Genomic DNA, 24,942 nt, shown 5'->3' with positions numbered 1-24,942 from the left:
TGGGCCTGTTGTGACGGCAGCTGTCGTTCTTCCTGAGGATTTTTATATTCCAGGGTTAAATGACTCGAAAAAGTTGAGTGAAGCGAAACGTGAGCGTTTTTATGATGAAATAAAAGTACAAGCAATTGCAATTGGAGTAGGAATTGTATCACCGCAAGTTATTGATGACATTAATATTTACCAAGCAACGAAACAAGCGATGTTAGATGCAGTTGCAAATTTATCTTGTACACCTCAACATTTATTAATTGATGCGATGAAGCTTCCTACACCAATTCCGCAAACATCAATTATTAAAGGTGATGCGAAAAGTGTTTCGATTTCAGCAGCATCCATTATAGCAAAAGTAACGAGAGATCGTATGATGAAAGAACTGGGAGAGAAGTATCCTGAATATGGATTTGAGCAACATATGGGATATGGCACAAAGCAACATTTAGAGGCAATTGAAGTGCATGGAGTACTAGATGAACACCGCAAGTCATTCGCACCAATTAAAGATATGATTCAAAAATAAGCTGTAAATATACAGCTTATTTTTTTATTTTGGCATATAAACATTACTATTTTCGAAAAAGAATAAAGCGATTTCAGTTTTCTGACACTTTATTGTAGACAGCGTGCCAATCATCTTATACAATGGCAATGTAATGTTTTTTAAACATTAAAAAACTTTTCGAGTAAAACAGGAAAACAGGGGAGGATGGGACCATGAATATCCATGAGTACCAAGGTAAGGCAGTCCTTAGAAGCTATGGGGTTAGCGTTCCGAACGGGAAGGTTGCGTTTACAGTAGAAGAAGCTGTAGAAGCAGCGAAAGAATTAGGAACAGATGTATGTGTAGTGAAAGCACAAATTCACGCTGGTGGACGCGGCAAAGCTGGCGGAGTAAAAGTTGCGAAAAATTTAGATGAAGTTCGTACATATGCAGAAAGCATTTTAGGAACTACACTTGTGACACATCAAACAGGTCCTGAAGGTAAGGAAGTAAAACGCTTACTTATCGAAGAAGGTTGCGATATTAAAAAAGAATATTATGTAGGTCTAGTTTTAGATCGTGCAACTTCTCAAGTTGTTTTAATGGCGTCTGAAGAAGGCGGAACAGAAATTGAAGAAGTAGCAGAAAAAACACCTGAAAAAATCTTTAAAGAATATATTGATCCAGCAGTAGGCTTGCAAGGTTTCCAAGCGCGCCGAATTGCATTTAACATCAATATTCCAAAAGAGCTTGTAGGACAAGCTGTGAAGTTTATGATGGGCTTATATCGTGCGTTTATCGAAAAAGATTGCTCTATCGCTGAGATTAACCCACTTGTTACAACAGGCGAAGGTAAAGTTATGGCATTAGATGCAAAATTAAACTTTGATTCTAATGCGTTATATCGCCATAAAGACATTTTAGAGCTTCGTGATCTTGATGAAGAGGATTCAAAAGAAATTGAAGCTTCAAAATACGACTTAAACTACATTCCTTTAGATGGAAATATCGGTTGTATGGTTAATGGTGCAGGTTTAGCGATGGCTACAATGGATATCATTAAACATTACCACGGTGACCCAGCTAACTTCTTAGATGTTGGTGGCGGTGCAACTGCAGAAAAAGTTACAGAAGCATTCAAAATTATCCTTTCTGACAAAAATGTAAAAGGTATCTTCGTTAACATTTTTGGTGGCATTATGAAGTGTGATGTTATTGCAGAAGGTGTTATTGAAGCAACGAAACAAGTAGGTCTTGAGTTACCTTTAGTTGTACGTCTTGAAGGCACAAACGTAGAACTAGGTAAGAAAATTTTAAATGAGTCTGGCTTAAATATTGTTGCAGCAGAATCTATGGCAGACGGTGCACAAAAAATTGTTTCACTAGTGGGCTAATAGAAAGCGGGGGAGAAAAATGAGCGTATTAGTTAATAAAGATACAAAAGTTATTGTTCAAGGTATTACAGGTTCTCAAGGTTTATTCCATACAAAACAAATGATTGAATACGGTACGAAAATTGTCGGTGGTGTAACACCAGGTAAGGGCGGCACTGATATTGAAGGTGTACCAGTATTTGATACAGTAGAAGATGCAGTGAAAGCAACAGGCGCAAACGCTTCAGTTGTATACGTTCCACCCGCTTTTGCGGCAGATGCAATTATGGAAGCTGTTGATGCAGAAATTGATTTAGTAGTATGTATTACTGAAGGGATTCCTGTATTAGATATGGTAAACGTAAAGAGATATATGGCGGGTAAACATACACGTTTACTTGGACCAAACTGCCCAGGTGTAATCACACCAGATGAATGTAAGATTGGTATTATGCCAGGATATATTCATAAAAAAGGTCATGTTGGTATCGTATCTCGCTCTGGTACATTAACTTATGAAGCTGTACATCAGTTAACACAAGAAGGTATTGGCCAATCTACTGCTGTAGGTATCGGCGGAGACCCTGTTAACGGTACAGACTTTATTGATGCGTTAAAAGCATTTAATGAAGATGAAGAAACACATGCTGTAATTATGATTGGTGAAATCGGCGGTACAGCAGAAGAAGAGGCAGCTGAATGGGTAAAAGCTAATATGACAAAACCTGTCGTAGGCTTCATTGGTGGTCAAACAGCGCCTGCTGGCAAACGTATGGGCCATGCTGGTGCAATCATTTCTGGCGGTAAAGGAACTGCTGCTGAAAAGATTAAAACAATGGAAGCTTGTGGCATTAAAGTAGCTGAAACTCCAGCAGTTATGGGAGAAACGCTAATCTCTGTTTTAAAAGAAAAAGGTTTATTTGAGACTTGTAAAAACTATTAATCTGTTGAAAGACACCTTCTTACTTGAGGGTGTCTTTTTACACTTTTTTCTGTTTACATAATAAAAATTATGGGTAAGGAGAATCAAGATGAAAAGAGAGAGATTATTACATGTTCATTACTTGCTAGCAGATTATTGGAAAGCGATGGAGAGGCTACTATATGTCGATCCAGAATTAAAGAACATATATAATTTTAACGAAAAACAAATGGAACACTACACTGGAATATCCTCGAAAAAATCTTCAGAACTAGTAAAATTTCTTCAAAATTCAAATCTTCCGCAATATATATCTTATTTAGAGAGAAATCGTATTTTTTATATAACGATATGGGATGAAGATTATCCGCAATTATTACGTGAAATACAAGACCCTCCCTTCGTTTTATATGGAAAAGGAGAGAAAGATTTCCTGAATAAAGTAAATAAATTAGCAGTTGTTGGAACGAGAGAACCATCATTATATGGTTATGAGAGTTTGAAGTTTATTTTACACCCTTTATTAGAAAGAGAGTGGCTTATTGTCAGTGGGTTTGCAAAAGGGATAGATACAATGTCTCATGAGATTACAGTAAGGCATCATTGCCCGACTATTGCGATATTAGGGCATGGATTGTCTTTTATGTATCCGAAAGAAAATAGACATTTATATGAAATGTGGAAGGAATATATATTGTTATTGACAGAGTATCCGCCGCACTATGCACCGAAAAAATGGTATTTTCCAAAAAGGAACCGGATTATTAGTGGTATAAGTAAAGGTGTTTTAGTTGTAGAAGCGAAATCGAGAAGTGGAACACTTATTACTGCAGACCTTGCGTTAGAGCAAAATAGAGAGGTGTTTGCGCTTCCTGGACCTATATTTGTAGAGGGGGCATCGGGAACGAATCATCTTATTCAGCAAGGAGCAAAACTAGTAAGAAATGCAGAAGATATCTTGGAAGAGATTTTAAATTAACCTTATATTTTTATGTTTTTATTAAACAATTATTGACAAATGGTAGATTGGCACTGTATGGTATATTCATTCTTGATTGACAAAAACAAGAGAAATCAATAAGATTAATGAAGACTTGAATCCACCTCTTAAGGAGGCACTAGCATGTCAGATTACCTCGTAATCGTGGAGTCGCCTTCTAAGGCGAAGACCATTGAGAAATATTTAGGGAAAAAATACAAAGTTGTCGCGTCTATGGGACATGTTCGCGATTTGCCAAAAAGTCAAATGGGGATAGAAGTAAAGAACAACTTCACCCCGAAGTATATTACCATTCGTGGTAAAGGTCCCGTCTTAAAAGATTTAAAATCAGCGGCGAAAAAAGCAAAGAAAGTCTATCTCGCGGCCGATCCAGACCGTGAAGGGGAAGCGATTGCTTGGCATTTAGCGAATACGTTAAATGTGGACGTTGAATCAGATTGTCGGGTTGTGTTTAATGAGATTACGAAAGATGCAATCAAAGAATCATTTAAACATCCTCGTGCAATTAATATGGATTTAGTGGATGCACAACAAGCAAGACGTATACTTGATCGTCTTGTTGGTTACAATATTAGTCCTTTATTATGGAAGAAAGTAAAAAAAGGATTAAGTGCAGGACGTGTACAATCTGTAGCAGTTCGTTTAATCATCGAGCGTGAAAGGGAAATTCAAAACTTTGAACCTGAAGAATTCTGGACAATTAAAACAGAATTTGTAAAAGGAAAAGACACATTTGAAGCAAGCTTTTACGGTGTAGATGGTGAAAAAGTTCAATTAACAAATGAAACGCAAGTGAATGAAATAATTGAACAGATGAAAGACAATGCGTTTTCAGTTGAAAATGTAACGCGCAAAGAGCGAAAACGTAATCCTGCATTACCGTTTACAACATCTTCCTTGCAACAAGAAGCAGCACGTAAGTTAAACATGCGAGCAAAGAAAACAATGATGCTTGCACAGCAATTGTATGAAGGGATAGATCTTGGAAAACAAGGAACTGTAGGTCTTATTACGTATATGAGAACTGACTCAACACGTATCTCAGAAACAGCTCAAACAGAGGCTCGTACCTACATCACTGAAGCGTATGGTACGGAATACATAGGAACAGAAAAGAAGAAAGAAACGAAAAAGTCAAATGCACAAGATGCGCATGAGGCAATTCGTCCTACTTCGGTAATGAGAAAGCCAGAGGAACTAAAAAGTTTCTTAGGTCGTGATCAACTTCGATTATATAAATTGATTTGGGAGCGATTTGTTGCAAGTCAAATGGCGTCTGCTATAATGGATACTGTGACAGCGAGACTCATTAATAACAATGTTCAGTTCCGTGCAAGTGGATCGGTTGTAAAGTTCCCAGGATTTATGAAAGTGTATGTAGAGTCAAAAGATGATGGTGCTGAAGAAAAGGATAAGATGTTGCCACCTTTAGAAGTAGGGGAAACTGTATTTTCAAAGGATTTAGAACCAAAGCAACATTTTACACAACCTCCTCCGCGCTATACAGAGGCTCGCCTAGTAAGAACACTTGAAGAACTTGGAATTGGAAGACCGTCAACATATGTACCTACACTTGAAACAATTCAAAAGCGTGGGTATGTAGGCTTGGATAATAAACGCTTCGTTCCGACTGAACTTGGTGAAATAGTAATTGAACTTATTTTAGAGTTTTTCCCAGAAATTATTAACATTGAATTTACTGCCAATATGGAGCAAAGCCTTGATGAAGTAGAAGAAGGAAATGCGAATTGGGTAAAAATTGTTGATGATTTCTACGTAGGTTTTGAACCGCGTTTAGAAAAAGCGGAAAAAGAAATGCGTGAAGTGGAAATTAAAGATGAACCAGCTGGGGAAGATTGTGAATTATGTAATCACCCAATGGTCTTTAAAATGGGTAAATACGGGAAATTTATGGCTTGCTCGAATTTCCCAGATTGTCGTAATACAAAGCCGATTGTGAAAGAAATCGGTGTTACTTGTCCAAAGTGTGATAAGGGTCAAATTATTGAACGCCGTAGTAATAAAAAGAAACGTCTTTTCTATGGGTGCGGTACGTATCCGGAATGCGACTTTGTATCTTGGGATAAGCCAATTGGTCGTAAGTGTCCGAAGTGCGAAGGCATGCTTGTAGAGAAAAAGTTGAAAAAAGGCGTGCAAGTACAATGTATTTCGTGCGATTATGAAGAAGAACAACAAATGTGAGCGTAACTGCTCACATTTTTTTCGGGAAGAAAAGGAAAGGTGATATAAATGACAACACAAGTAGTAAACGTCATTGGCGCAGGTCTTGCAGGAAGTGAAGCAGCTTACCAAATTGCAAAACGTGGTGTCCAAGTTAGATTATATGAAATGAGACCGGTAAGGCAAACGCCAGCTCATCACACAGATAAATTCGCTGAATTAGTATGTAGTAACTCACTTCGTGCAAACACTTTAACAAATGCAGTTGGAGTTATTAAAGAGGAAATGCGCTTAATGGATTCTGTAATTATTCGTGCGGCGGATGAGTGCTCTGTACCAGCTGGAGGTGCTTTAGCTGTAGATCGTCATGAGTTTGCAGCTAAAGTAACAGAATACGTAAAGAACCATCCAAATGTAACTGTAATGAATGAAGAAATTACAGATATTCCAGAGGGACCGACAATTATTGCTACAGGTCCATTAACATCTCCTGATCTTTCTGCAAAATTGAAAGAATTAACAGGAGAAGATTATTTCTACTTCTATGATGCTGCAGCCCCAATCGTAGAAAAAGACAGCATTGACATGAATAAAGTGTATTTAAAATCGCGTTATGACAAAGGTGAAGCTGCATATTTAAATTGCCCAATGACAGAAGAAGAGTTTGATCGTTTTTATGAGGCTCTAATTGCTGCTGAGACAGTGCCTTTAAAAGAGTTTGAAAAAGAAATTTTCTTTGAAGGTTGTATGCCAGTAGAAGTTATGGCAAGTAGAGGGAGACAGACGTTAGTATTTGGACCTATGAAACCTGTTGGATTGGAAGATCCCAAAACAGGGAAAACGCCATATGCTGTTGTTCAGTTACGTCAAGATGATGCAGCGGGAACTTTATACAATATCGTAGGTTTCCAAACTCATTTAAAGTGGGGACCGCAAAAAGAAGTGCTACAGTTAATTCCGGGATTGGAAAATGCAGAGATTGTACGTTATGGTGTAATGCATCGTAATACGTTTATTAATTCACCTAATTTGCTTCGTCCAACATATCAATATAAACAACGTGATGATTTATTCTTCGCTGGTCAAATGACTGGAGTAGAGGGATATGTTGAATCAGCAGCATCAGGATTATTAGCAGGAATTAATGCTGCGCGTCTTGTGCAAGGTGAAGAGCCAGTTGTATTACCGCCAGTAACTGCGATGGGTAGCATGGCAAATTACATTACGGCAACGAACGCTAAAAACTTCCAGCCGATGAATGCGAACTTCGGTCTATTTGCACCGTTAGAGAAGAAGATTAAAAAGAAAGTAGAACGAAATGAAGCGTACGCAGCACGCGCTTTAGAAACGATTCGAAATTTTGTAAATATTTAGTTAAATTTCTTGCAAAGGCTACTAAGTTGTGATACGATTTAGTAGCCTTTATTGAGGTGAGTTGTGTGAATGTGAAGAAATTGTTACAATTATTCGTTGGATATTTACAAATTGAAAGAAATTATTCAAAATATACAATTGCAAGTTATCAAAATGATTTAGAACATTTTGTGCAATTTATGGAACGAGAAGGCATATCCTCTTTTTTAGACGTTACATACGCGGATGTTCGTTTGTACTTAACGACGTTGCACGATGAAAAGTTAGCCCGTAAATCTGTCGCAAGAAAAGTATCAAGCTTACGAAGTTTATATCGTTTTTTGATGCGTGAAGGTTATCGAAAGGATAATCCGTTTGCACTTGCGTCACTCCCCAAAAAAGAATTGTCAATCCCAAAGTTTTTATATGCTGAAGAGTTAGAGGAATTATTTGAAGTTTCTGACACGGAAACGCCATTAGGTCAAAGGAATCAAGCTTTATTAGAGTTGATGTATGCGACTGGGATCCGTGTGAGTGAATGTGTCAATTTACAACTTACCGATATTGACTTTGCGGTGGGAACAATTTTAGTAATGGGAAAAGGAAAAAAACAAAGGTATATTCCGTTCGGAAGCTATGCGCAAGATTCTTTAATTACTTATATAGAGAATGGGAGAAAACAGTTAGTTAATAAGACTGACGAAGATTCTCATATGGTATTTTTAAATGCGAAAGGTACACCGCTAACAAGTCGTGGGGTTCGTTATGTTTTAAATGAACTCATTAAAAAGGCTTCGCTGACAATGCGGATAAGTCCCCATATGTTAAGGCATACATTTGCTACACATATGCTAGATGAAGGGGCGGATTTACGTACTGTACAGGAGCTATTAGGCCATGAAAATTTGTCGACGACACAAATTTATACGCATGTCTCTAAAGAAAGATTGCGTTCTGTTTACATGAAGCATCACCCGCGGGCATAAATTGCTTTAAAAGCTATAAAAACAAATAAAGGAGTTTTTTCTATGGGAAATTTCCACGCTACAACGATATTTGCAGTTCATCATAATGGAGAATGTGCAATGGCTGGAGATGGCCAAGTGACAATGGGAAATGCTGTTGTAATGAAACATACAGCTCGTAAAGTTCGTAAACTTTTCCAAGGTAAAGTTTTAGCTGGTTTCGCAGGATCAGTTGCTGACGCATTTACTCTTTTTGAAATGTTTGAAGGGAAATTAGAAGAGTATAATGGCAACTTGCAGCGTGCTGCTGTTGAAATGGCAAAACAATGGCGTGGCGATAAAATGTTACGTCAGCTAGAAGCGATGCTCATTGTCATGGATAAAACAACTATGCTCCTTGTTTCAGGTACAGGAGAAGTGATTGAACCGGATGATGGTATTTTAGCAATTGGATCTGGTGGGAATTATGCACTTTCTGCAGGTCGTGCTTTAAAGCAATATGCAAGTGAACACTTAACAGCGAAGCAAATTGCGAAAGCGAGTTTAGAGATTGCTGGCGATATTTGTGTTTATACGAATCACAACATAATTGTTGAAGAATTGTAGAATCGTAAGGGAGGCATTTTATATGCATTTACATTTTACTCCGCGCCAAATTGTGGAAAAATTAGATCAATACATCATCGGTCAAAAAGACGCAAAGAAAGCGGTTGCTGTAGCGTTGAGAAATCGATATCGCCGCAGTAAATTAGCTGAAAATTTACGTGACGAAATTGCGCCTAAAAATATTTTAATGATTGGACCGACAGGTGTTGGGAAAACAGAGGTAGCACGACGAATGGCGAAACTCGTTGGAGCACCTTTTATTAAGGTTGAGGCTACAAAATTCACAGAAGTTGGATATGTGGGTAGAGATGTAGAGTCGATGGTACGTGACTTGGTGGAAACATCGGTTCGTATCGTAAAAGAAGAAATGGTAGTGAAAGTTCAAGATAAAGCAGAAGAGCAAGCGAATCAACGTCTTGTTGAAATTTTAGTGCCGAGTCCGGAGAAGCAATCTGGATTCAAAAATCCATTAGAGATGCTTTTTGGAGGCGCTCAAAATTCGAATCAAACGTCTGATACACAAGAAGATGTTGAAATCGAAAAGAAACGTCAAGATGTGGAGAGAAAGCTTGCTGCAGGGCTTCTTGAAGAAGAAATTGTATCGATTGAAGTGACTGAACAACAGTCTTCCATGTTTGATATGTTACAAGGAACTGGCATGGAACAAATGGGAATGAATTTCCAAGATGCGCTAGGAAGTTTTATGCCGAAAAAAACGAAAAAACGTAAACTTTCTGTAAAAGAAGCAAGAAAACTCTTGACAAATGAAGAGGCACAGCGCTTAATTGATATGGATGAAGTTACACAAGAGGCTGTTTATCGTGCTGAACAGCTCGGGATTATTTTTATCGATGAAATTGACAAAATTGCTGGTAAGCAGTCGAATAGCGTAGATGTATCACGTGAAGGTGTGCAACGTGACATTCTGCCAATTGTAGAAGGGTCGAATGTTGCGACAAAATACGGATCAGTAAAAACGGATTATATTTTATTCGTTGCAGCTGGAGCGTTCCATATGTCTAAACCGTCGGATTTAATTCCGGAATTGCAAGGGAGATTTCCGATTCGAGTAGAATTAACAAAATTATCGACAGACGATTTTGTTAAAATATTAATCGAGCCTGACAATGCGTTAATTAAACAATATATGGCATTATTAGCGACTGAAGGTATAGAAATTGAATTTTCAGACGAAGCTATTCGTAAGATTGCTGAGATTGCTTATCAAGTTAATCAGGATACAGATAATATTGGAGCAAGAAGACTTCATACGATTATGGAGAAGCTCCTTGAAGATTTATCGTTTGAAGCATCTGAAATTACGTTAGAGAAAATAGCGATAACACCTCAATACGTTGAGGAGAAATTAGCAACAATTGCTAAAAATAAAGATGTGAGCCAGTTTATTTTGTAATAGTGTCATCAGGTGACTCGCCCTAGTTTCCAAGTGATGAAAAAATATGTGAGTAACATGTAGGAGGAACTTTTGAAATGGAATTATTAGCAAAAACGAGAAAATTAAATGCGTTATTACAGAGCGCAGCAGGGAAGCCTGTAAACTTTAGAGAAATGTCTGACACAATGTGTGAAGTAATCGAAGCAAACGTATTCGTAGTTAGCCGTCGTGGTAAATTACTAGGTTATGCAATTCACCAACAAATCGAAAACGAACGCATGAAGCAAATGCTTGCAGAACGTCAATTCCCAGAAGAATATACACAAAGCTTATTCAACATTACAGAAACATCTTCAAACTTAGATGTGAACAGTGCTTACACAGCATTCCCAGTAGAAAACAGAGAATTATTCGGTCAAGGTTTAACTACAATCGTACCAATCGTTGGTGGCGGTGAGCGTCTAGGTACATTAGTATTAGCTCGTCTTGGTCAAGAGTTCTTAGATGATGATTTAATCCTTGCTGAGTACAGCTCAACTGTTGTAGGTATGGAAATCTTACGTGAAAAAGCAGAAGAAATCGAAGAGGAAGCGCGTAGTAAAGCTGTTGTTCAAATGGCAATCAGCTCATTATCTTACAGTGAGTTAGAAGCAATTGAGCATATCTTCGAAGAATTAAATGGAACAGAAGGTTTACTTGTTGCAAGTAAAATTGCTGATCGCGTAGGAATTACTCGCTCTGTAATCGTAAATGCACTACGTAAATTAGAAAGTGCTGGTGTTATTGAGTCTCGCTCTTTAGGTATGAAAGGAACATACATTAAAGTACTAAACGACAAGTTTCTACAAGAACTTGCTAAATTAAAAACAAACTAATTTATAAAAAACTCTCCTCAATTGAGGAGAGTTTTTTTGTGCAATGGATAGAAGATGCTTGTGAAAAGTGTCATAAGCGTGTTTTCTGGGAAAACTATTAATTGTATTTACTTTTTTGCTTAAAAGAAAAGAAGGTTGGTAATACTAGAATTCGAGTATGAACAAAGAAAGTTTTACATTGTTCGCATTTTCGACTTGATTGTAATATTTCAGTATGATATAGTAAGCAGTGGTGTCAGTACAAAGTACACACGTTTACTGATTTAAGTGTTGGTGCTACGTTTGTAGTTTCGCTTAGAGATGAAGTAAACGGAGGATATCAAAAACCATTTAGGAGGAACTATATTATGTCAGTAATTTCTATGAAGCAATTGCTTGAAGCTGGTGTTCATTTCGGACATCAAACTCGTCGTTGGAACCCAAAAATGAAGCGTTACATTTTCACAGAGCGTAACGGTATCTACATCATCGACTTACAAAAAACTGTGAAAAAAGTTGAGGAAGCTTACAGAACGATGCGCGACATCGCTGCTGAAGGCGGAGACATCTTATTCGTAGGTACTAAAAAACAAGCACAAGAAGCTATTAAAGAAGAAGCAACTCGTGCTGGTATGTACTTCGTTAACCAACGTTGGTTAGGTGGAACTTTAACAAACTTCCAAACAATCCAAAAGCGTATCAAGCGTCTTAAAGACATCGAAAGAATGCAAGAAGATGGTACTTTCGAAGTACTTCCTAAGAAAGAAGTTGTTCAACTTAAAAAAGAGTTAGAGCGTCTTGAGAAATTCTTAGGCGGTATTAAAGATATGAAAGGTCTTCCAAGTGCATTATTCGTAGTAGACCCTCGTAAAGAGCGTATTGCAGTTGCTGAAGCACGCAAATTACACATTCCAATCATCGGTATCGTTGATACAAACTGTGATCCAGACGAAATCGATCACGTTATCCCAGCAAACGATGATGCAATTCGTGCTGTAAAACTTCTTACATCTAAAATGGCAGACGCGATCCTTGAAGCAAAACAAGGTGAAGAAACTGTTACTGCGTAACAAAGTTGGAAAGGTGATAAGGGGTTCGGCCTTTTATCACCTTTTTTAAGGTATAAACACCTTTATAAAAGGTATAAATACATATTTTAGGAGGATGAAAAGTATGGCAATCACTGCTCAAATGGTAAAAGAATTACGTGAAAAAACTGGCGCAGGTATGATGGACTGCAAAAAAGCTTTAACAGAAACTAACGGCGACATGGAGAAGGCAATTGACTTCTTACGTGAAAAAGGTATTGCGAAAGCTGCTAAAAAAGCAGACCGCATTGCTGCTGAAGGTTTAACTTTCATCGAAACAAACGGTAACGACGCTTTAATCTTAGAATTAAACTCTGAAACTGATTTCGTTGCGAAAAACGAAGGTTTCCAAACACTAATTAAAGAATTAGCTGCTCACTTATTAACTAACAAACCAGCTAACGTTGAAGAAGCTATGGCTCAAACAATGGAAAACGGTAAAAAAGTTGAAGAGCACATCAACGAAGCAATCGCTAAAATTGGTGAAAAACTTACACTTCGTCGTTTCGAAATCGTATCAAAAACTGATGCAGATGCATTCGGCGCTTACCTACACATGGGTGGACGCATTGGTGTATTAACAGTTCTTGAAGGTTCTACTGATGAAGCTGCTGCTAAAGATGTTGCAATGCACATCGCTGCAGTTAACCCTAAATACATCGACCGCGATGCTGTAACAGCTGAAGAAGTTGAGCATGAGCGTCAAGTATTAACACAACAAGCATTAAACGAAGGCAAGCCTGAGAAAATCGTTGCGAAAATGGTTGAAGGCCGTCTAGGCAAATTCTTCGAAGAGATTTGCTTACTTGACCAAGCATTCGTTAAAAACCCTGATATGAAAGTTCGTCAGTTCGTTGAGTCTAAAGGCGGAACATTAAAAGGATTCGTTCGCTACGCTGTTGGTGAAGGTATCGAAAAACGCGAAGACAACTTTGCTGAAGAAGTAATGAACCAAGTAAAAGGTAGTAACTAATACAGATTAGGGAACACATTGTGTTCCCTTTTTTAAAATAAAGATGTAAGCAATTGGAGGTTCATTATGAGTAAACCGAAATATAATCGTGTCGTTTTAAAGCTAAGTGGAGAAGCTTTAGCTGGAGAGCAAGGATTTGGAATTAACCCAACTGTTATTAAGTCAGTTGCGGAACAAGTAAAAGAAATTGCAGAACTTGATGTAGAGGTTGCTGTTGTTGTTGGTGGCGGTAACATTTGGCGTGGGAAAATTGGAAGTGAAATGGGCATGGATCGTGCAGGGGCAGATTACATGGGCATGTTAGCGACAGTTATGAATTCATTAGCTCTTCAAGATAGCTTGGAGAATATCGGAATTCAAACTCGTGTACAAACTTCAATTGAGATGCGTCAAGTTGCAGAACCTTACATTCGTCGTAAAGCAGTTCGTCACTTAGAGAAAAAACGTGTTGTTATCTTTGCAGCAGGTACAGGTAACCCATACTTCTCTACAGATACAACAGCAGCATTACGTGCGGCAGAAATTGAAGCAGATGTAATTTTAATGGCGAAAAACAATGTAGATGGTGTATATAATGCGGATCCATCTATTGATCCAACAGCTACAAAATACGAAACGCTTACTTACTTAGATGTATTAAAAGAAGGTTTAGGTGTAATGGATTCTACAGCTTCTTCTCTATGTATGGATAATGATATTCCACTAATTGTATTCTCAGTTATGGAAAAAGGTAATATTAAACGTGCCGTTTTAGGCGAAAATATCGGAACAGTGGTAAGGGGGAAATAAATATGGGACAACAAGTATTGAAGTCTTCAAATGAAAAAATGGAAAAAGCAGTTGCTGCTTATTCTCGTGAATTAGCAACAGTTCGTGCTGGTCGTGCAAACGCGTCTGTATTAGATAAGGTACAAGTTGATTACTATGGTGCACCAACACCAGTTGTGCAATTAGCGAACATTACAGTTCCAGAAGCGCGTTTACTAGTAATTCAACCTTATGATAAAACTTCTATCGGTGATATTGAAAAAGCAATTTTAAAAGCAGATTTAGGCTTAAACCCTTCTAATGATGGAACTGTAATTCGTATTGCATTCCCTGCACTAACAGAAGAGCGTCGTCGTGATCTTGTAAAAGTTGTGAAAAAATATGCTGAAGAAGCAAAAGTTGCTGTTCGTAACGTACGTCGTGACGGAAATGATGATCTTAAGAAGCTTGAAAAAGCTGGCGAGATTACAGAAGATGATTTAAGAGGATATACTGAAGATATCCAAAAAGAAACAGATAAATATATTGCAAAAGTTGACGAAATCGCAAAAAACAAAGAAAAAGAAATCATGGAAGTGTAATAGCGATAACTTCGCAAATATGACCCTCTTCTTAAGGGGGTCTTTTTACACTTTTAGGCATACGTCTGCTTGCTGGAGGGTATGAATGATGTTTAAAAACTTTCCTTTTTTTAAAGGTAAAAAGGACACATCGTTTGATCATCTCGTTGAAGAAGTGAAAAAAGGATATATCCCAGAACATATTGCCATCATTATGGATGGGAATGGAAGATGGGCAAAGAGGAGAGCAATGCCTCGTATTGCGGGACATCATGAAGGTATGCAAGTTGTAAAGAAAATTACAAAATTTGCAAGTAAACTTAATGTGAAAGTGTTAACTCTCTATGCTTTTTCAACTGAGAACTGGAAAAGACCGAAAAAGGAAGTTGATTATTTAATGAAGCTTCCAGAAGAATTTCTAGGTACATTTTTACCAGAATTGATTGAAGAAAACGTACAAGTCCGAGTAATAGGGCAAAAAGATCGTCTTCCTACGCATACACGCAGAGCGATGGAGAAAGCCATGGAAGATACGAAAGAGAATACGGGATTAATTCTTAATTTCGCGTTAAACTATGGAAGTCGAGATGAAATCGTTTCTGCTGTGCAACATATGATGAAAGATAATGAGGAAGGAAAAATTCGTTCTGAAGAGGTAAGTGAAGAAATGCTTTCCTCCTACTTAATGACGAGTTCTTTACCTGATCCAGAGTTGTTAATCCGAACAAGCGGAGAGCTACGTATTAGTAATTTCATGTTATGGCAAATTGCATATTCGGAGTTTTGGTTTACAGACGTGTATTGGCCAGACTTCAAAGAAGAACATTTGCTAAATGCGATTACTGACTTTCAACATAGAGGGCGCAGATTCGGAGGCGTGTAGAAAGAGAGGGTTTGATAGTGAAACAGAGAATTATTACTGGAGTGGTTGCTGCCGCGCTATTCATTCCCATCGTAATATACGGTGGCGTGCCTTTTACGGTTTTAGTGTATGCACTTGCTTCTATAGGTTTATATGAATTAATTCGTATGAATAAGCTTACGCTTATTTCAGTACCGACAGTTTTAGCTGCAGTATTATTGTGGATTCTTTTAATTCCAAGTAGTGCATCAGAACTGTTTACATGGATTGGATTAGGTAAATTGGAAATCACATTTGTGATTGTTTTATTACTTTTATCATATACAGTCCTTTCTAAGAATACATTTACTTTTGATAATGCTTCATTTTTACTGATGGCAACGACATATGTGGCAATGGGATTCTTATATTTAAATGAAACGAGAATATTAGGAATTAAATATGTATTTTGCGCATTATTTGTTATATGGGCTACTGATTCAGGCGCATATTTCGTAGGAAAAGCATTGGGCAAGAGAAAATTGTGGCCAGAAATTAGTCCGAATAAAACGATTGAAGGTTCATTAGGCGGTATCGTTTGTGGAATTATTGTGGCACTTGTTTACAACGTGTTCTTCCCAGTCGAATCGAATGTAGTAATTTTAATTGTGCTGACAATTATCATTTCTATTTTTGGACAAATTGGTGATTTAGTACAATCTGCTTTTAAACGTCATTATGGCGTAAAGGATTCAGGTACAATTTTACCTGGGCATGGTGGTATATTAGACCGAACAGATAGTTGGTTATTCGTTTTACCAATTCTCTACTTCTTATTACAATACAATTAATAAATGAACGAGGGGTTGGAGTCATGAAAAACATTAGTTTATTAGGTGCAAGCGGATCAATTGGTACACAAACTTTAGATGTATTACGCTCGCACCCAGACCAATTCCGTCTCGTTGCTTTTTCTGTAGGGAAAAATATTGACTACGCAGTAAAGGTAATTCAAGAATTTTCTCCGCAAATCGTCTCTGTGCAAAGAGAGGAAGATGTTTTAAAATTACAATCTGTTTCTGGTAATACAAAAATTGTATATGGTAGTGAAGGACTTTTAGAAGTAGCATTACATCCAGATGCGGAGATTGTAGTAAATGCTGTTGTAGGTAGCGTAGGGTTGTTACCAACACTTCGTGCAATTGAGGCGAAAAAAACAATTGGAATTGCAAATAAAGAAACGTTAGTAACTGCAGGACATCTTGTAATGGAAGCAGCACGAAAACATAATGTTTCGTTACTTCCAGTAGATAGTGAACATTCGGCTATTTTTCAGTGCTTGAATGGTGAAAATGAAAAAAGAATTTCTCGTCTTATTATAACGGCTTCTGGTGGAAGTTTCCGTGATAAAACGAGGGATGAATTGCATCATGTGACCGTAGAAGATGCGCTTCGACATCCAAACTGGTCAATGGGTTCGAAAATTACAATTGATTCTGCTACAATGATGAATAAGGGACTAGAAGTAATTGAAGCACATTGGCTTTTTGGTATCCCTTATGAGCAAATCGATGTTGTTTTACATAAAGAAAGTATTATCCATTCTATGGTTGAATTTGAAGATCGTAGTGTAATGGCGCAGCTTGGTTCACCTGATATGCGAGTACCAATTCAATACACACTTACATATCCTGATAGATTGCCTCTTTCAGACACAAAACAGTTAAACTTATGGGAAATAGGGACGTTGCATTTTGAGAAAATGGACCAAGAACGATTCCGTTGTTTACGTTTTGCGTATGAAGCTGGAAAAGCAGGTGGAAGTATGCCAGCTGTAATGAATGCAGCGAATGAAGTAGCTGTTGAAGCCTTTTTACAAAAGAGAATTGGTTTCTTAACAGTGGAAGACCTCATTGAAAAAGCAATGAACCATCACAATGTCATTGCACGACCGAGCTTAGAGGAAATTTTGGAAATTGATGCGGCCACAAGACGGTTTGTGATGGAACAAATTTAGCAAAGGTGGTTATGGAATTGAATACAGCGATTGCCTTTATATTAATTTTCGGTGCACTCGTATTTTTCCATGAGCTAGGGCATCTATATTTCGCAAAAAGAGCAGGTATTTTATGCCGCGAGTTTGCGATTGGTTTTGGTCCGAAAATATTCTCATTTGAAAAGAATGAAACGGTGTATACGATTCGATTACTGCCCCTTGGTGGCTATGTAAGAATGGCCGGCGAGGATGCGGACACAGTTGAGTTAAAGCCTGGGAAAAAGGTTGGCCTTGTATTAAATGAAAAAGACGAAGTTGTGAAATTAGTTTTTGATGGATATGAAAAGTATCCAAATGTTCGTGTTATTGAAGTCGAACAAGCTGATTTGGAGCATAATTTAACAATTTCGGGCTATGAAGAGTACGAGGAAGAGCTTCAAACATTCCGAGTGAATGAAAAGGCTCGTATTATTACTGCGGGGGAAGAAATTCAAATTGCTCCGTATAATAGACAATTTGGCTCGAAAAAACTAGGGCAACGCGCTTTAACAATCTTTGCGGGTCCTGCAATGAACTTCATTTTAGCATTTGTTATTTTTGTGATTCTTGGATTTGTACAAGGGGTTCCTATTGACAAACCAATGGTCGGAAAAGTGATGGATAACAGTGCAGCACAGCAAGCTGGATTGAAAGAGAATGATACAATTCAAGCTATTGATGGGAAAAACACAAGTACATGGAAAGATGTTGTTACTATTGTACGTGAAAACCCAAATAAAGAAATTACGTTACAAGTAAAGCGTGATAATGAACAGTTTAATGTGAAAGTAACGCCAACACTCGATAAAGAAGGAAAAGACGAAGTTGGTAGAATCGGTGTGTATTCTCCTGTAGAGAAAACAGTAATGGGTTCTATTAAATCAGGATTTGAACAAACGTACCAATGGACGAAACTAATTTTTGAATCTCTTGTTAAATTAGTAACTGGTCAATTTTCTATTAATGAGTTATCAGGTCCAGTAGGAATTTATAATCTAACAGATCAAGTTGTAGATTATGGGTTTACGCGTGTACTAAGTTTAGCTGCAGTTCTAAGCATTAATCTTGGTTTATTTAATTTATTACCAGTTCCTGCTTTAGATGGTGGCCGTTTATTCTTCTTCTTAATTGAAGCGTTACGAGGGAAACCAATTGATCGCCAAAAAGAAGGAATGGTTCACTTTATTGGTTTTGCATTATTAATGTTACTTATGTTAGTTGTAACTTGGAATGACATTCGTAAGTTTTTCTTGTAAAATAAAGTGAAACTTATAATGAAATAGAGCTCGTAGAATAAAATCCCTCACCTAACTCGAGGTGAGGGGTTTTACTGCGTGTAAGAGTAAAATGAAGAGGTGCAAATAAATGAAACAAAGTATGGTATTCAGTCCTACATTACGTGAAGTTCCAGCTGATGCTGAAATTAAGAGTCATCAGCTATTACTTCGTGCAGGTTTTATGCGTCAAAATGCTTCTGGTATTTATAGCTTTCTACCATTTGGATTAAAAGTATTACACAAAGTAGAACGTATCGTTCGAGAAGAAATGGAGCGCGCAGGAGCTGTAGAATTATTAATGCCAGCTATGCAAGCTGCGGAATTATGGCAAGAATCAGGTCGTTGGTATTCTTACGGATCTGAATTAATGCGTATGAAAGATCGTAATGCTCGTGAATTCGCATTAGGAGCGACACATGAGGAAGTAATTACGGATCTTGTGCGTGATGAAGTGAAATCATATAAAAAATTACCGTTAACATTATACCAAATTCAAACAAAATTCCGTGATGAGCAAAGACCTCGTTTCGGCTTATTACGTGGAAGAGAGTTTCTAATGAAAGATGCATACTCTTTCCATGCTACACAAGAGAGCTTAGATGAAGTATACGATCGTTTATATAAAGCATACTCTAACATTTTTGCTCGCTGTGGCTTGAATTTCCGTGCAGTTATTGCTGATTCTGGAGCAATGGGCGGAAAAGATACACATGAATTTATGGTATTATCTGATGTTGGTGAAGATACAATTGCATACTCTGACACATCTGATTATGCAGCAAACATCGAAATGGCTCCTGTTGTAGCTACGTATACGAAGAGTGACGAAGCAGAAAAAGCACTTGAAAAAGTAGCAACACCAGACCAAAAAGCAATTGAAGAAGTATCCGCATTCTTAAACATTGCAGCTGACAAGTGCATTAAGTCTATGGTGTTTAAAGTAGATGAGAAATTAGTAGTGGTACTTGTTCGTGGTGATCACGAAGTAAACGATGTGAAAGTGAAAAATGTATACGGCGCTTCAGTTGTTGAGCTTGCTTCTCATGAAGAAGTAAAAGCATTATTAAATTGTGAAGTTGGTTCATTAGGACCGATTAATGTAACAGGTGATATCGAAATTATTGCTGATCATGCTGTAGCATCAATTGTTAACGGATGTTCAGGAGCGAATGAAGAAGGATTCCATTATGTAAATGTAAATCCAGAACGTGACTTTAAAGTAAGTCAATATACAGATTTACGCTTCATCCAAGAAGGAGACCAATCTCCAGATGGAAACGGAACAATTCTTTTTGCACGCGGAATTGAAGTTGGTCATGTATTCAAATTAGGAACTCGTTATAGTGAAGCAATGAACGCAACATTCCTGGATGAAAACGGAAAAACACAACCACTTATTATGGGTTGTTACGGTATCGGGGTATCTCGTACAGTGGCAGCAATTGCAGAGCAGTTTAACGATGAGAACGGCTTAGTTTGGCCAAAAGCTGTAGCACCGTTCCATGTGCATGTAATTCCAGTAAATATGAAATCGGATGCACAACGTGAAATGGGTGAAAATATCTACAACTCATTACAAGAACAAGGCTATGAAGTGTTATTAGACGATCGTGCAGAACGTGCAGGTGTTAAATTTGCAGATGCAGATTTATTTGGTCTTCCAGTTCGTGTTACAGTTGGTAAAAAAGCAGACGAAGGTATTGTAGAAGTGAAAGTACGTGCTACAGGTGAGTCTGAAGAAGTAAAAGTAGAAGAACTTCAAACATATATTGCAAATATTTTAAAATAAGAAGAGGTACCTCGTAATGGGGTACCTTCTCTTTCTTTGTAAACGTATTTTGTAAAAGAAGAGGTGAGAAATCTTTCTTTGTGGTACGTTTCAATTTATAATAGCAAATGGAAGGAGAGTGCTTATGTCTTTAACAAATGAACAACAAGAGCGATTTCAAATTTTGCTCCAGCAGTTGCAAATACCAGACGACCTTATAAATCAATATTTACAAGGCGGTGGTATTGAAAGGCTCGTTATTGATAAAGCGAATAAAAGTTGGCATTTTGATTTACAAGTGCCACGTATTTTGCCTACAGAATTATATGAATTGCTAGAAACAAAGCTTAAGCAATCATTTTCTCATATTGCAAGAACAACATTTGCATTAGAAACAGAGAATAAACAATTTACAGAAGAAGAAGTGAGGGCGTATTGGCCGCTTTGTACGGAACGAATTACATTTTCACCTATGTTCGCATACTTAAAGAAGCAGCTTCCACAGGTGAATGGAGTGAAGTTGCTAATAAATGTGAATAACGAGTTGGAGTCTACTGCTTTAAAGAAAAACGTTGCGAAACCAGTAGGGGATCAATACGAAGTTTTTGGATTCCCGCGTTTTCAGTTAGACACACATATACAGCAAAATACAGAAGAAATGCAAAAGTTTCGTGAACAAACGCAGCAAGAAGACCGCGAGCGTGTTATACAAGCTATGGAAGAAATGGCGAAGAAGCAAGCTGAAGAAAGCAGCGTTGTGTATGAAGGACCGATTACACTCGGGTATCTTATTAAGCCAGATGAAGAGATTACACCGATGCGAGAAATTCAAGATGAAGAAAGAAGAAAAACGGTTCAAGGATATGTCTTCCATGTAGAAACAAAAGAGCTTCGTAGTGGACGTACGTTATTAACTTTAAAAATAACGGATTATACGGATTCTATTATGATCAAAATGTTCTCGCGTGACAAAGAAGATATTCCAATGCTGCAATCCTTGAAAAAAGGAATGTGGGTGAAAGCGCGTGGTTCTGTTCAAAACGATACATTCGTTCGAGATTTAGTAATGATTGCAAATGATATTAATGAAATCACAGGACCGTCTCGTAAAGATAAAGCACCAGAAGGCGAAAAACGAGTAGAGCTGCATCTCCATACTCCGATGAGTCAAATGGACGCTGTCACTCCAGTTTCTAAGCTTGTTGCTCAAGCTGGTAAATGGGGACATGAGGCTATTGCGGTTACAGACCATGCCGTGGCTCAGTCTTTCCCAGAGGCGTATTCTGCGGGGAAGAAGGCTGGAGTTAAAGTTATATATGGTGTAGAAGCAAATTTAGTTAATGATGGTGTACCGATAGCATATAACGAAGCGCATCGTTTACTTGCAGAGGAAACGTATGTTGTTTTCGACGTTGAGACGACAGGTTTATCAGCTGTATACGATACAGTTATTGAGTTGGCTGCTGTAAAAGTAAAGGGTGGCGAAATTATTGACCGCTTTGAATCTTTTGCAAATCCGCATCAACCATTATCGGCGACGATCATTGAATTAACAGGTATTACAGATGATATGTTAACTGATGCACCTGAAGTGGACGAAGTGTTTAAAAAGTTTGAGGAATGGATGGGCGACCATACACTTGTTGCCCATAATGCGAGCTTTGATATGGGCTTTATTAACGTAGGTTTTAAAAAGGCTGGACTAGAAAAAACGAATAACCCCGTTATTGATACGTTAGAACTTGCACGATTCTTATTCCCAGAAATGAAAAATCATCGATTAAATACGATGTGTAAAAAACTTGATATTGAATTAACACAACATCACCGTGCGATTTATGATACAGAAGCGACGGGATATTTACTTGTGAAAATGTTGAAAGACGTAATTGAAAAGGGATTTGAATATCACGATCAATTAAATGATAGCATGGGACAAGGGGATGCGTATAAGCGTGGCCGTCCAAGTCATATGACGTTACTTGCCACATCAGATGTTGGATTGAAAAATTTATATAAACTTGTTTCATATTCTCACCTTAATTACTTTTACCGTGTACCACGTGTGCCGAGGTCACTATTAAAAAAATACCGTGAAGGAATTTTAGTAGGAACGGCTTGTGATAAAGGTGAAGTTTTCGAGGCAATGATGCAAAAGGCACCTGAAGAGGTAGAAGAAATTGCCCAGTTCTATGATTACATTGAAGTAATGCCTCCAGAGGTGTTGCGTCATTTAGTAGAACGTGAACTTGTTCGAGACGAAGGTCAATTAAAAACAATTATTTCTAACTTAGTAAAACTAGGTGAGACGTTAGATAAACCAGTTGTTGCTACAGGAAACGTGCATTATTTAGACCCTGAGGATGCAATGTATCGTAAAATTTTAGTCAGTTCGCAGGGCGGAGCCAATCCGTTAAATCGACATTCATTACCGCCAGTACATTTCCGTACAACTGATGAAATGTTAGAATGTTTTTCATTCTTAGGTGAAGATAAAGCGAAAGAAGTTGTTGTAACAAATACACAAAAGATTGCGTCATTAATTGGTGATGTGCATCCAGTAAAAGACGATCTATACACACCGAAAATTGAAGGTGCTGATGATGAAACGCGTGATATGAGTTATAAAATGGCGCGTAGCATTTATGGTGAAGAGCTACCGGAAATTGTAGAAGCACGTTTAGAAAAAGAATTAAAAAGTATTATTGGGCATGGATTCGCCGTAATTTATTTAATTTCACATAAGCTTGTGAAAAAATCGTTAGTAGACGGATATCTAGTAGGTTCGCGTGGATCGGTAGGGTCATCATTTGTTGCAACGATGATGGAAATTACAGAAGTAAACCCATTACCACCACACTATGTATGTCCGAAGTGTAAGCAATCAGAATTCTTTAATGATGGTTCTGTAGGCTCTGGTTTTGACTTACCAGATAAAGAATGTCCTGCTTGTAATATTCCATATGTAAAAGATGGACATGACATTCCGTTCGAAACATTCCTTGGATTTAAAGGAGATAAGGTACCCGATATCGATTTGAACTTCTCCGGGGAATACCAACCACGTGCCCATAACTATACGAAAGTACTGTTCGGTGAAGACTATGTATATCGTGCAGGAACGATTGGTACAGTTGCGGAAAAAACTGCTTACGGATATGTAAAAGGTTATGCAAATGATCATAACTTAACGATTCGAAATGCAGAGATTGATCGCTTAGTAGCAGGGTGTACCGGTGTAAAACGTACAACAGGACAGCATCCAGGCGGTATTATCGTTGTGCCAGATTACATGGATATCTTTGATTTCTCACCAATACAGTATCCAGCTGATTCAATTGGTGCTGAATGGAGAACAACGCATTTTGATTTCCACTCGATTCATGATAATTTATTGAAACTTGATATACTAGGACACGATGATCCGACCGTTATTCGTATGTTACAAGATTTAAGTGGTATTGATCCGAAAACAATCCCAACGGATGATCCAGAAGTAATGAAAATTTTCTCTGGTCCAGAATCGTTAGGGGTAACGGAAGAACAAATTAACTGTAAAACAGGTACACTTGGTATACCAGAGTTTGGTACAAAATTCGTAAGACAGATGTTAGAAGAGACAAAACCGACGACATTCTCAGAGTTAGTCCAAATTTCTGGACTATCACATGGTACCGACGTATGGCTTGGTAATGCAAACGAGTTAATTTATAACGGTACATGTACGCTGAGCGAAGTTATCGGTTGTCGTGATGACATCATGGTATATTTAATCTATCAAGGTCTAGATCCATCATTAGCCTTCAAAATCATGGAGTCGGTTCGTAAAGGTAAAGGTGTACCGGAAGAATGGGAAGAAGACATGAAAAATAATAATGTACCAGGTTGGTATATTGATTCATGTAAGAAGATTAAATACATGTTCCCTAAAGCCCATGCGGCTGCTTACGTACTTATGGCTGTACGTATCGCATACTTTAAAGTACATTTTGCACTGTTATTCTATGCCGCATATTTTACAGTTCGTGCAGATGATTTTGATGTAGAGGCAATGGCGAAAGGTTCAGCATCTATACGTGCAAGAATTGATGAAATTGCTCAAAAGGGACTCGATGCTGCGCCGAAAGAGAAGAGTTTATTAACGGTACTAGAAATGACACTTGAAATGTGTGAGCGTGGATACTCATTCCAAAAGGTGGATTTATACCGCTCACATGCAACAGAATTTATTATTGATGGAGATACATTAATCCCTCCATTTAATGCAGTACCTGGTCTTGGCACAAACGCAGCTTTAAGTATTGTAGAAGCACGTAAAAATGGAGACTTTTTATCAAAAGAAGACTTGCAACAGCGAAGTAAGGTTTCGAAAACAATTATTGAGTATTTAGATAGCCAAGGTTGTTTAGGAGACTTACCAGATCAAAACCAGTTATCACTGTTCTAGTAGGTAGGAAAAGTCTTTGCAAATCAACATTTCCTATGATATACTATTAACCGAGAT

The 24,942-nt window shown here is 37.8% G+C and carries 20 protein-coding genes; all 20 read left to right on the top strand.

Translation table 11 applies throughout. The annotated features are described in order from the left end of the window. A partial coding sequence (locus MR107_RS04925; protein WP_242292099.1) for a ribonuclease HII occupies positions 1-517 on the top strand: 517 nt, incomplete at its 5' end. 194 nt (positions 518-711) lie between these two features. Next, complete coding sequence (gene sucC, locus MR107_RS04920) at positions 712-1,872, top strand: ADP-forming succinate--CoA ligase subunit beta (protein ID WP_001020791.1); 1,161 nt, start codon at positions 712-714, stop codon at positions 1,870-1,872. A gap of 19 nt (positions 1,873-1,891) precedes the next feature. Beyond that, the gene (gene sucD / locus MR107_RS04915; RefSeq protein WP_000115178.1) at positions 1,892-2,794 is read left to right on the top strand and encodes a succinate--CoA ligase subunit alpha; all 903 of its coding nucleotides are present in this window, start codon (positions 1,892-1,894) and stop codon (positions 2,792-2,794) included. A gap of 88 nt (positions 2,795-2,882) precedes the next feature. Continuing rightward, on the top strand, positions 2,883-3,752 hold the full coding sequence (dprA, locus tag MR107_RS04910; RefSeq protein ID WP_000818060.1) for a DNA-processing protein DprA: 870 nt from the start codon (positions 2,883-2,885) through the stop codon (positions 3,750-3,752). 144 nt (positions 3,753-3,896) lie between these two features. After that, positions 3,897-5,975, top strand: coding sequence for a type I DNA topoisomerase (topA, locus tag MR107_RS04905; protein ID WP_001286963.1), 2,079 nt, complete (start codon positions 3,897-3,899; stop codon positions 5,973-5,975). Between the two features lie 48 nt (positions 5,976-6,023). Next, positions 6,024-7,328: an FADH(2)-oxidizing methylenetetrahydrofolate--tRNA-(uracil(54)-C(5))-methyltransferase TrmFO gene (gene trmFO, locus MR107_RS04900; protein WP_000213003.1), complete on the top strand. Its 1,305-nt coding sequence runs from the start codon at positions 6,024-6,026 to the stop codon at positions 7,326-7,328. A gap of 65 nt (positions 7,329-7,393) precedes the next feature. Next, positions 7,394-8,293 (top strand): tyrosine recombinase XerC, encoded by a 900-nt coding sequence (xerC, locus tag MR107_RS04895; RefSeq protein WP_001101243.1) that lies wholly within the window; start codon positions 7,394-7,396, stop codon positions 8,291-8,293. 42 nt (positions 8,294-8,335) lie between these two features. After that, a complete protein-coding gene (gene hslV, locus MR107_RS04890; RefSeq protein ID WP_000526272.1) occupies positions 8,336-8,878 on the top strand; it encodes an ATP-dependent protease proteolytic subunit HslV in 543 nt (180 codons plus the stop codon). 22 nt (positions 8,879-8,900) lie between these two features. After that, a complete protein-coding gene (gene hslU, locus MR107_RS04885) occupies positions 8,901-10,292 on the top strand; it encodes an ATP-dependent protease ATPase subunit HslU (RefSeq protein ID WP_242292098.1) in 1,392 nt (463 codons plus the stop codon). Between the two features lie 77 nt (positions 10,293-10,369). Continuing rightward, positions 10,370-11,149, top strand: a complete 780-nt coding sequence (gene codY / locus MR107_RS04880) for a GTP-sensing pleiotropic transcriptional regulator CodY (protein ID WP_000421290.1) — start codon at positions 10,370-10,372, stop codon at positions 11,147-11,149. A gap of 347 nt (positions 11,150-11,496) precedes the next feature. Continuing rightward, the gene (gene rpsB / locus MR107_RS04875) at positions 11,497-12,198 is read left to right on the top strand and encodes a 30S ribosomal protein S2 (protein WP_000111485.1); all 702 of its coding nucleotides are present in this window, start codon (positions 11,497-11,499) and stop codon (positions 12,196-12,198) included. Between the two features lie 103 nt (positions 12,199-12,301). Next, positions 12,302-13,189: a translation elongation factor Ts gene (tsf, locus tag MR107_RS04870; RefSeq protein ID WP_001018578.1), complete on the top strand. Its 888-nt coding sequence runs from the start codon at positions 12,302-12,304 to the stop codon at positions 13,187-13,189. A gap of 66 nt (positions 13,190-13,255) precedes the next feature. Further along, positions 13,256-13,978, top strand: coding sequence for a UMP kinase (gene pyrH / locus MR107_RS04865; protein WP_000042668.1), 723 nt, complete (start codon positions 13,256-13,258; stop codon positions 13,976-13,978). Positions 13,979-13,980: 2 nt separating this feature from the next. Next, on the top strand, positions 13,981-14,538 hold the full coding sequence (gene frr / locus MR107_RS04860; RefSeq protein WP_000531501.1) for a ribosome recycling factor: 558 nt from the start codon (positions 13,981-13,983) through the stop codon (positions 14,536-14,538). 85 nt (positions 14,539-14,623) lie between these two features. Further along, positions 14,624-15,400 carry an isoprenyl transferase gene (uppS, locus tag MR107_RS04855; protein WP_000971296.1) on the top strand — a complete coding sequence of 259 codons (777 nt, stop codon included), beginning with the start codon at positions 14,624-14,626 and terminating at the stop codon, positions 15,398-15,400. A 17-nt stretch (positions 15,401-15,417) separates the two neighbouring features. Next, complete coding sequence (gene cdsA, locus MR107_RS04850) at positions 15,418-16,209, top strand: phosphatidate cytidylyltransferase (RefSeq protein ID WP_000813592.1); 792 nt, start codon at positions 15,418-15,420, stop codon at positions 16,207-16,209. Positions 16,210-16,232: 23 nt separating this feature from the next. Then, a complete protein-coding gene (gene dxr / locus MR107_RS04845) occupies positions 16,233-17,375 on the top strand; it encodes a 1-deoxy-D-xylulose-5-phosphate reductoisomerase (RefSeq protein WP_242292097.1) in 1,143 nt (380 codons plus the stop codon). A gap of 17 nt (positions 17,376-17,392) precedes the next feature. Continuing rightward, complete coding sequence (gene rseP, locus MR107_RS04840) at positions 17,393-18,649, top strand: RIP metalloprotease RseP (protein ID WP_001090243.1); 1,257 nt, start codon at positions 17,393-17,395, stop codon at positions 18,647-18,649. A 109-nt stretch (positions 18,650-18,758) separates the two neighbouring features. Further along, positions 18,759-20,459: a proline--tRNA ligase gene (locus MR107_RS04835; protein ID WP_000814299.1), complete on the top strand. Its 1,701-nt coding sequence runs from the start codon at positions 18,759-18,761 to the stop codon at positions 20,457-20,459. 124 nt (positions 20,460-20,583) lie between these two features. Beyond that, positions 20,584-24,885: a PolC-type DNA polymerase III gene (locus MR107_RS04830; protein ID WP_000060005.1), complete on the top strand. Its 4,302-nt coding sequence runs from the start codon at positions 20,584-20,586 to the stop codon at positions 24,883-24,885. Positions 24,886-24,942 lie beyond the last annotated feature (57 nt).

Origin of the sequence: Bacillus cereus group sp. BfR-BA-01441 (genome assembly GCF_022663075.1) — a bacterium.
Lineage (GTDB): Bacteria > Bacillota > Bacilli > Bacillales > Bacillaceae_G > Bacillus_A > Bacillus_A cereus.
The sequence above is the reverse complement of the archived record's forward strand: the minus strand, read 5'-3'. Positions and strand labels throughout refer to the sequence as shown.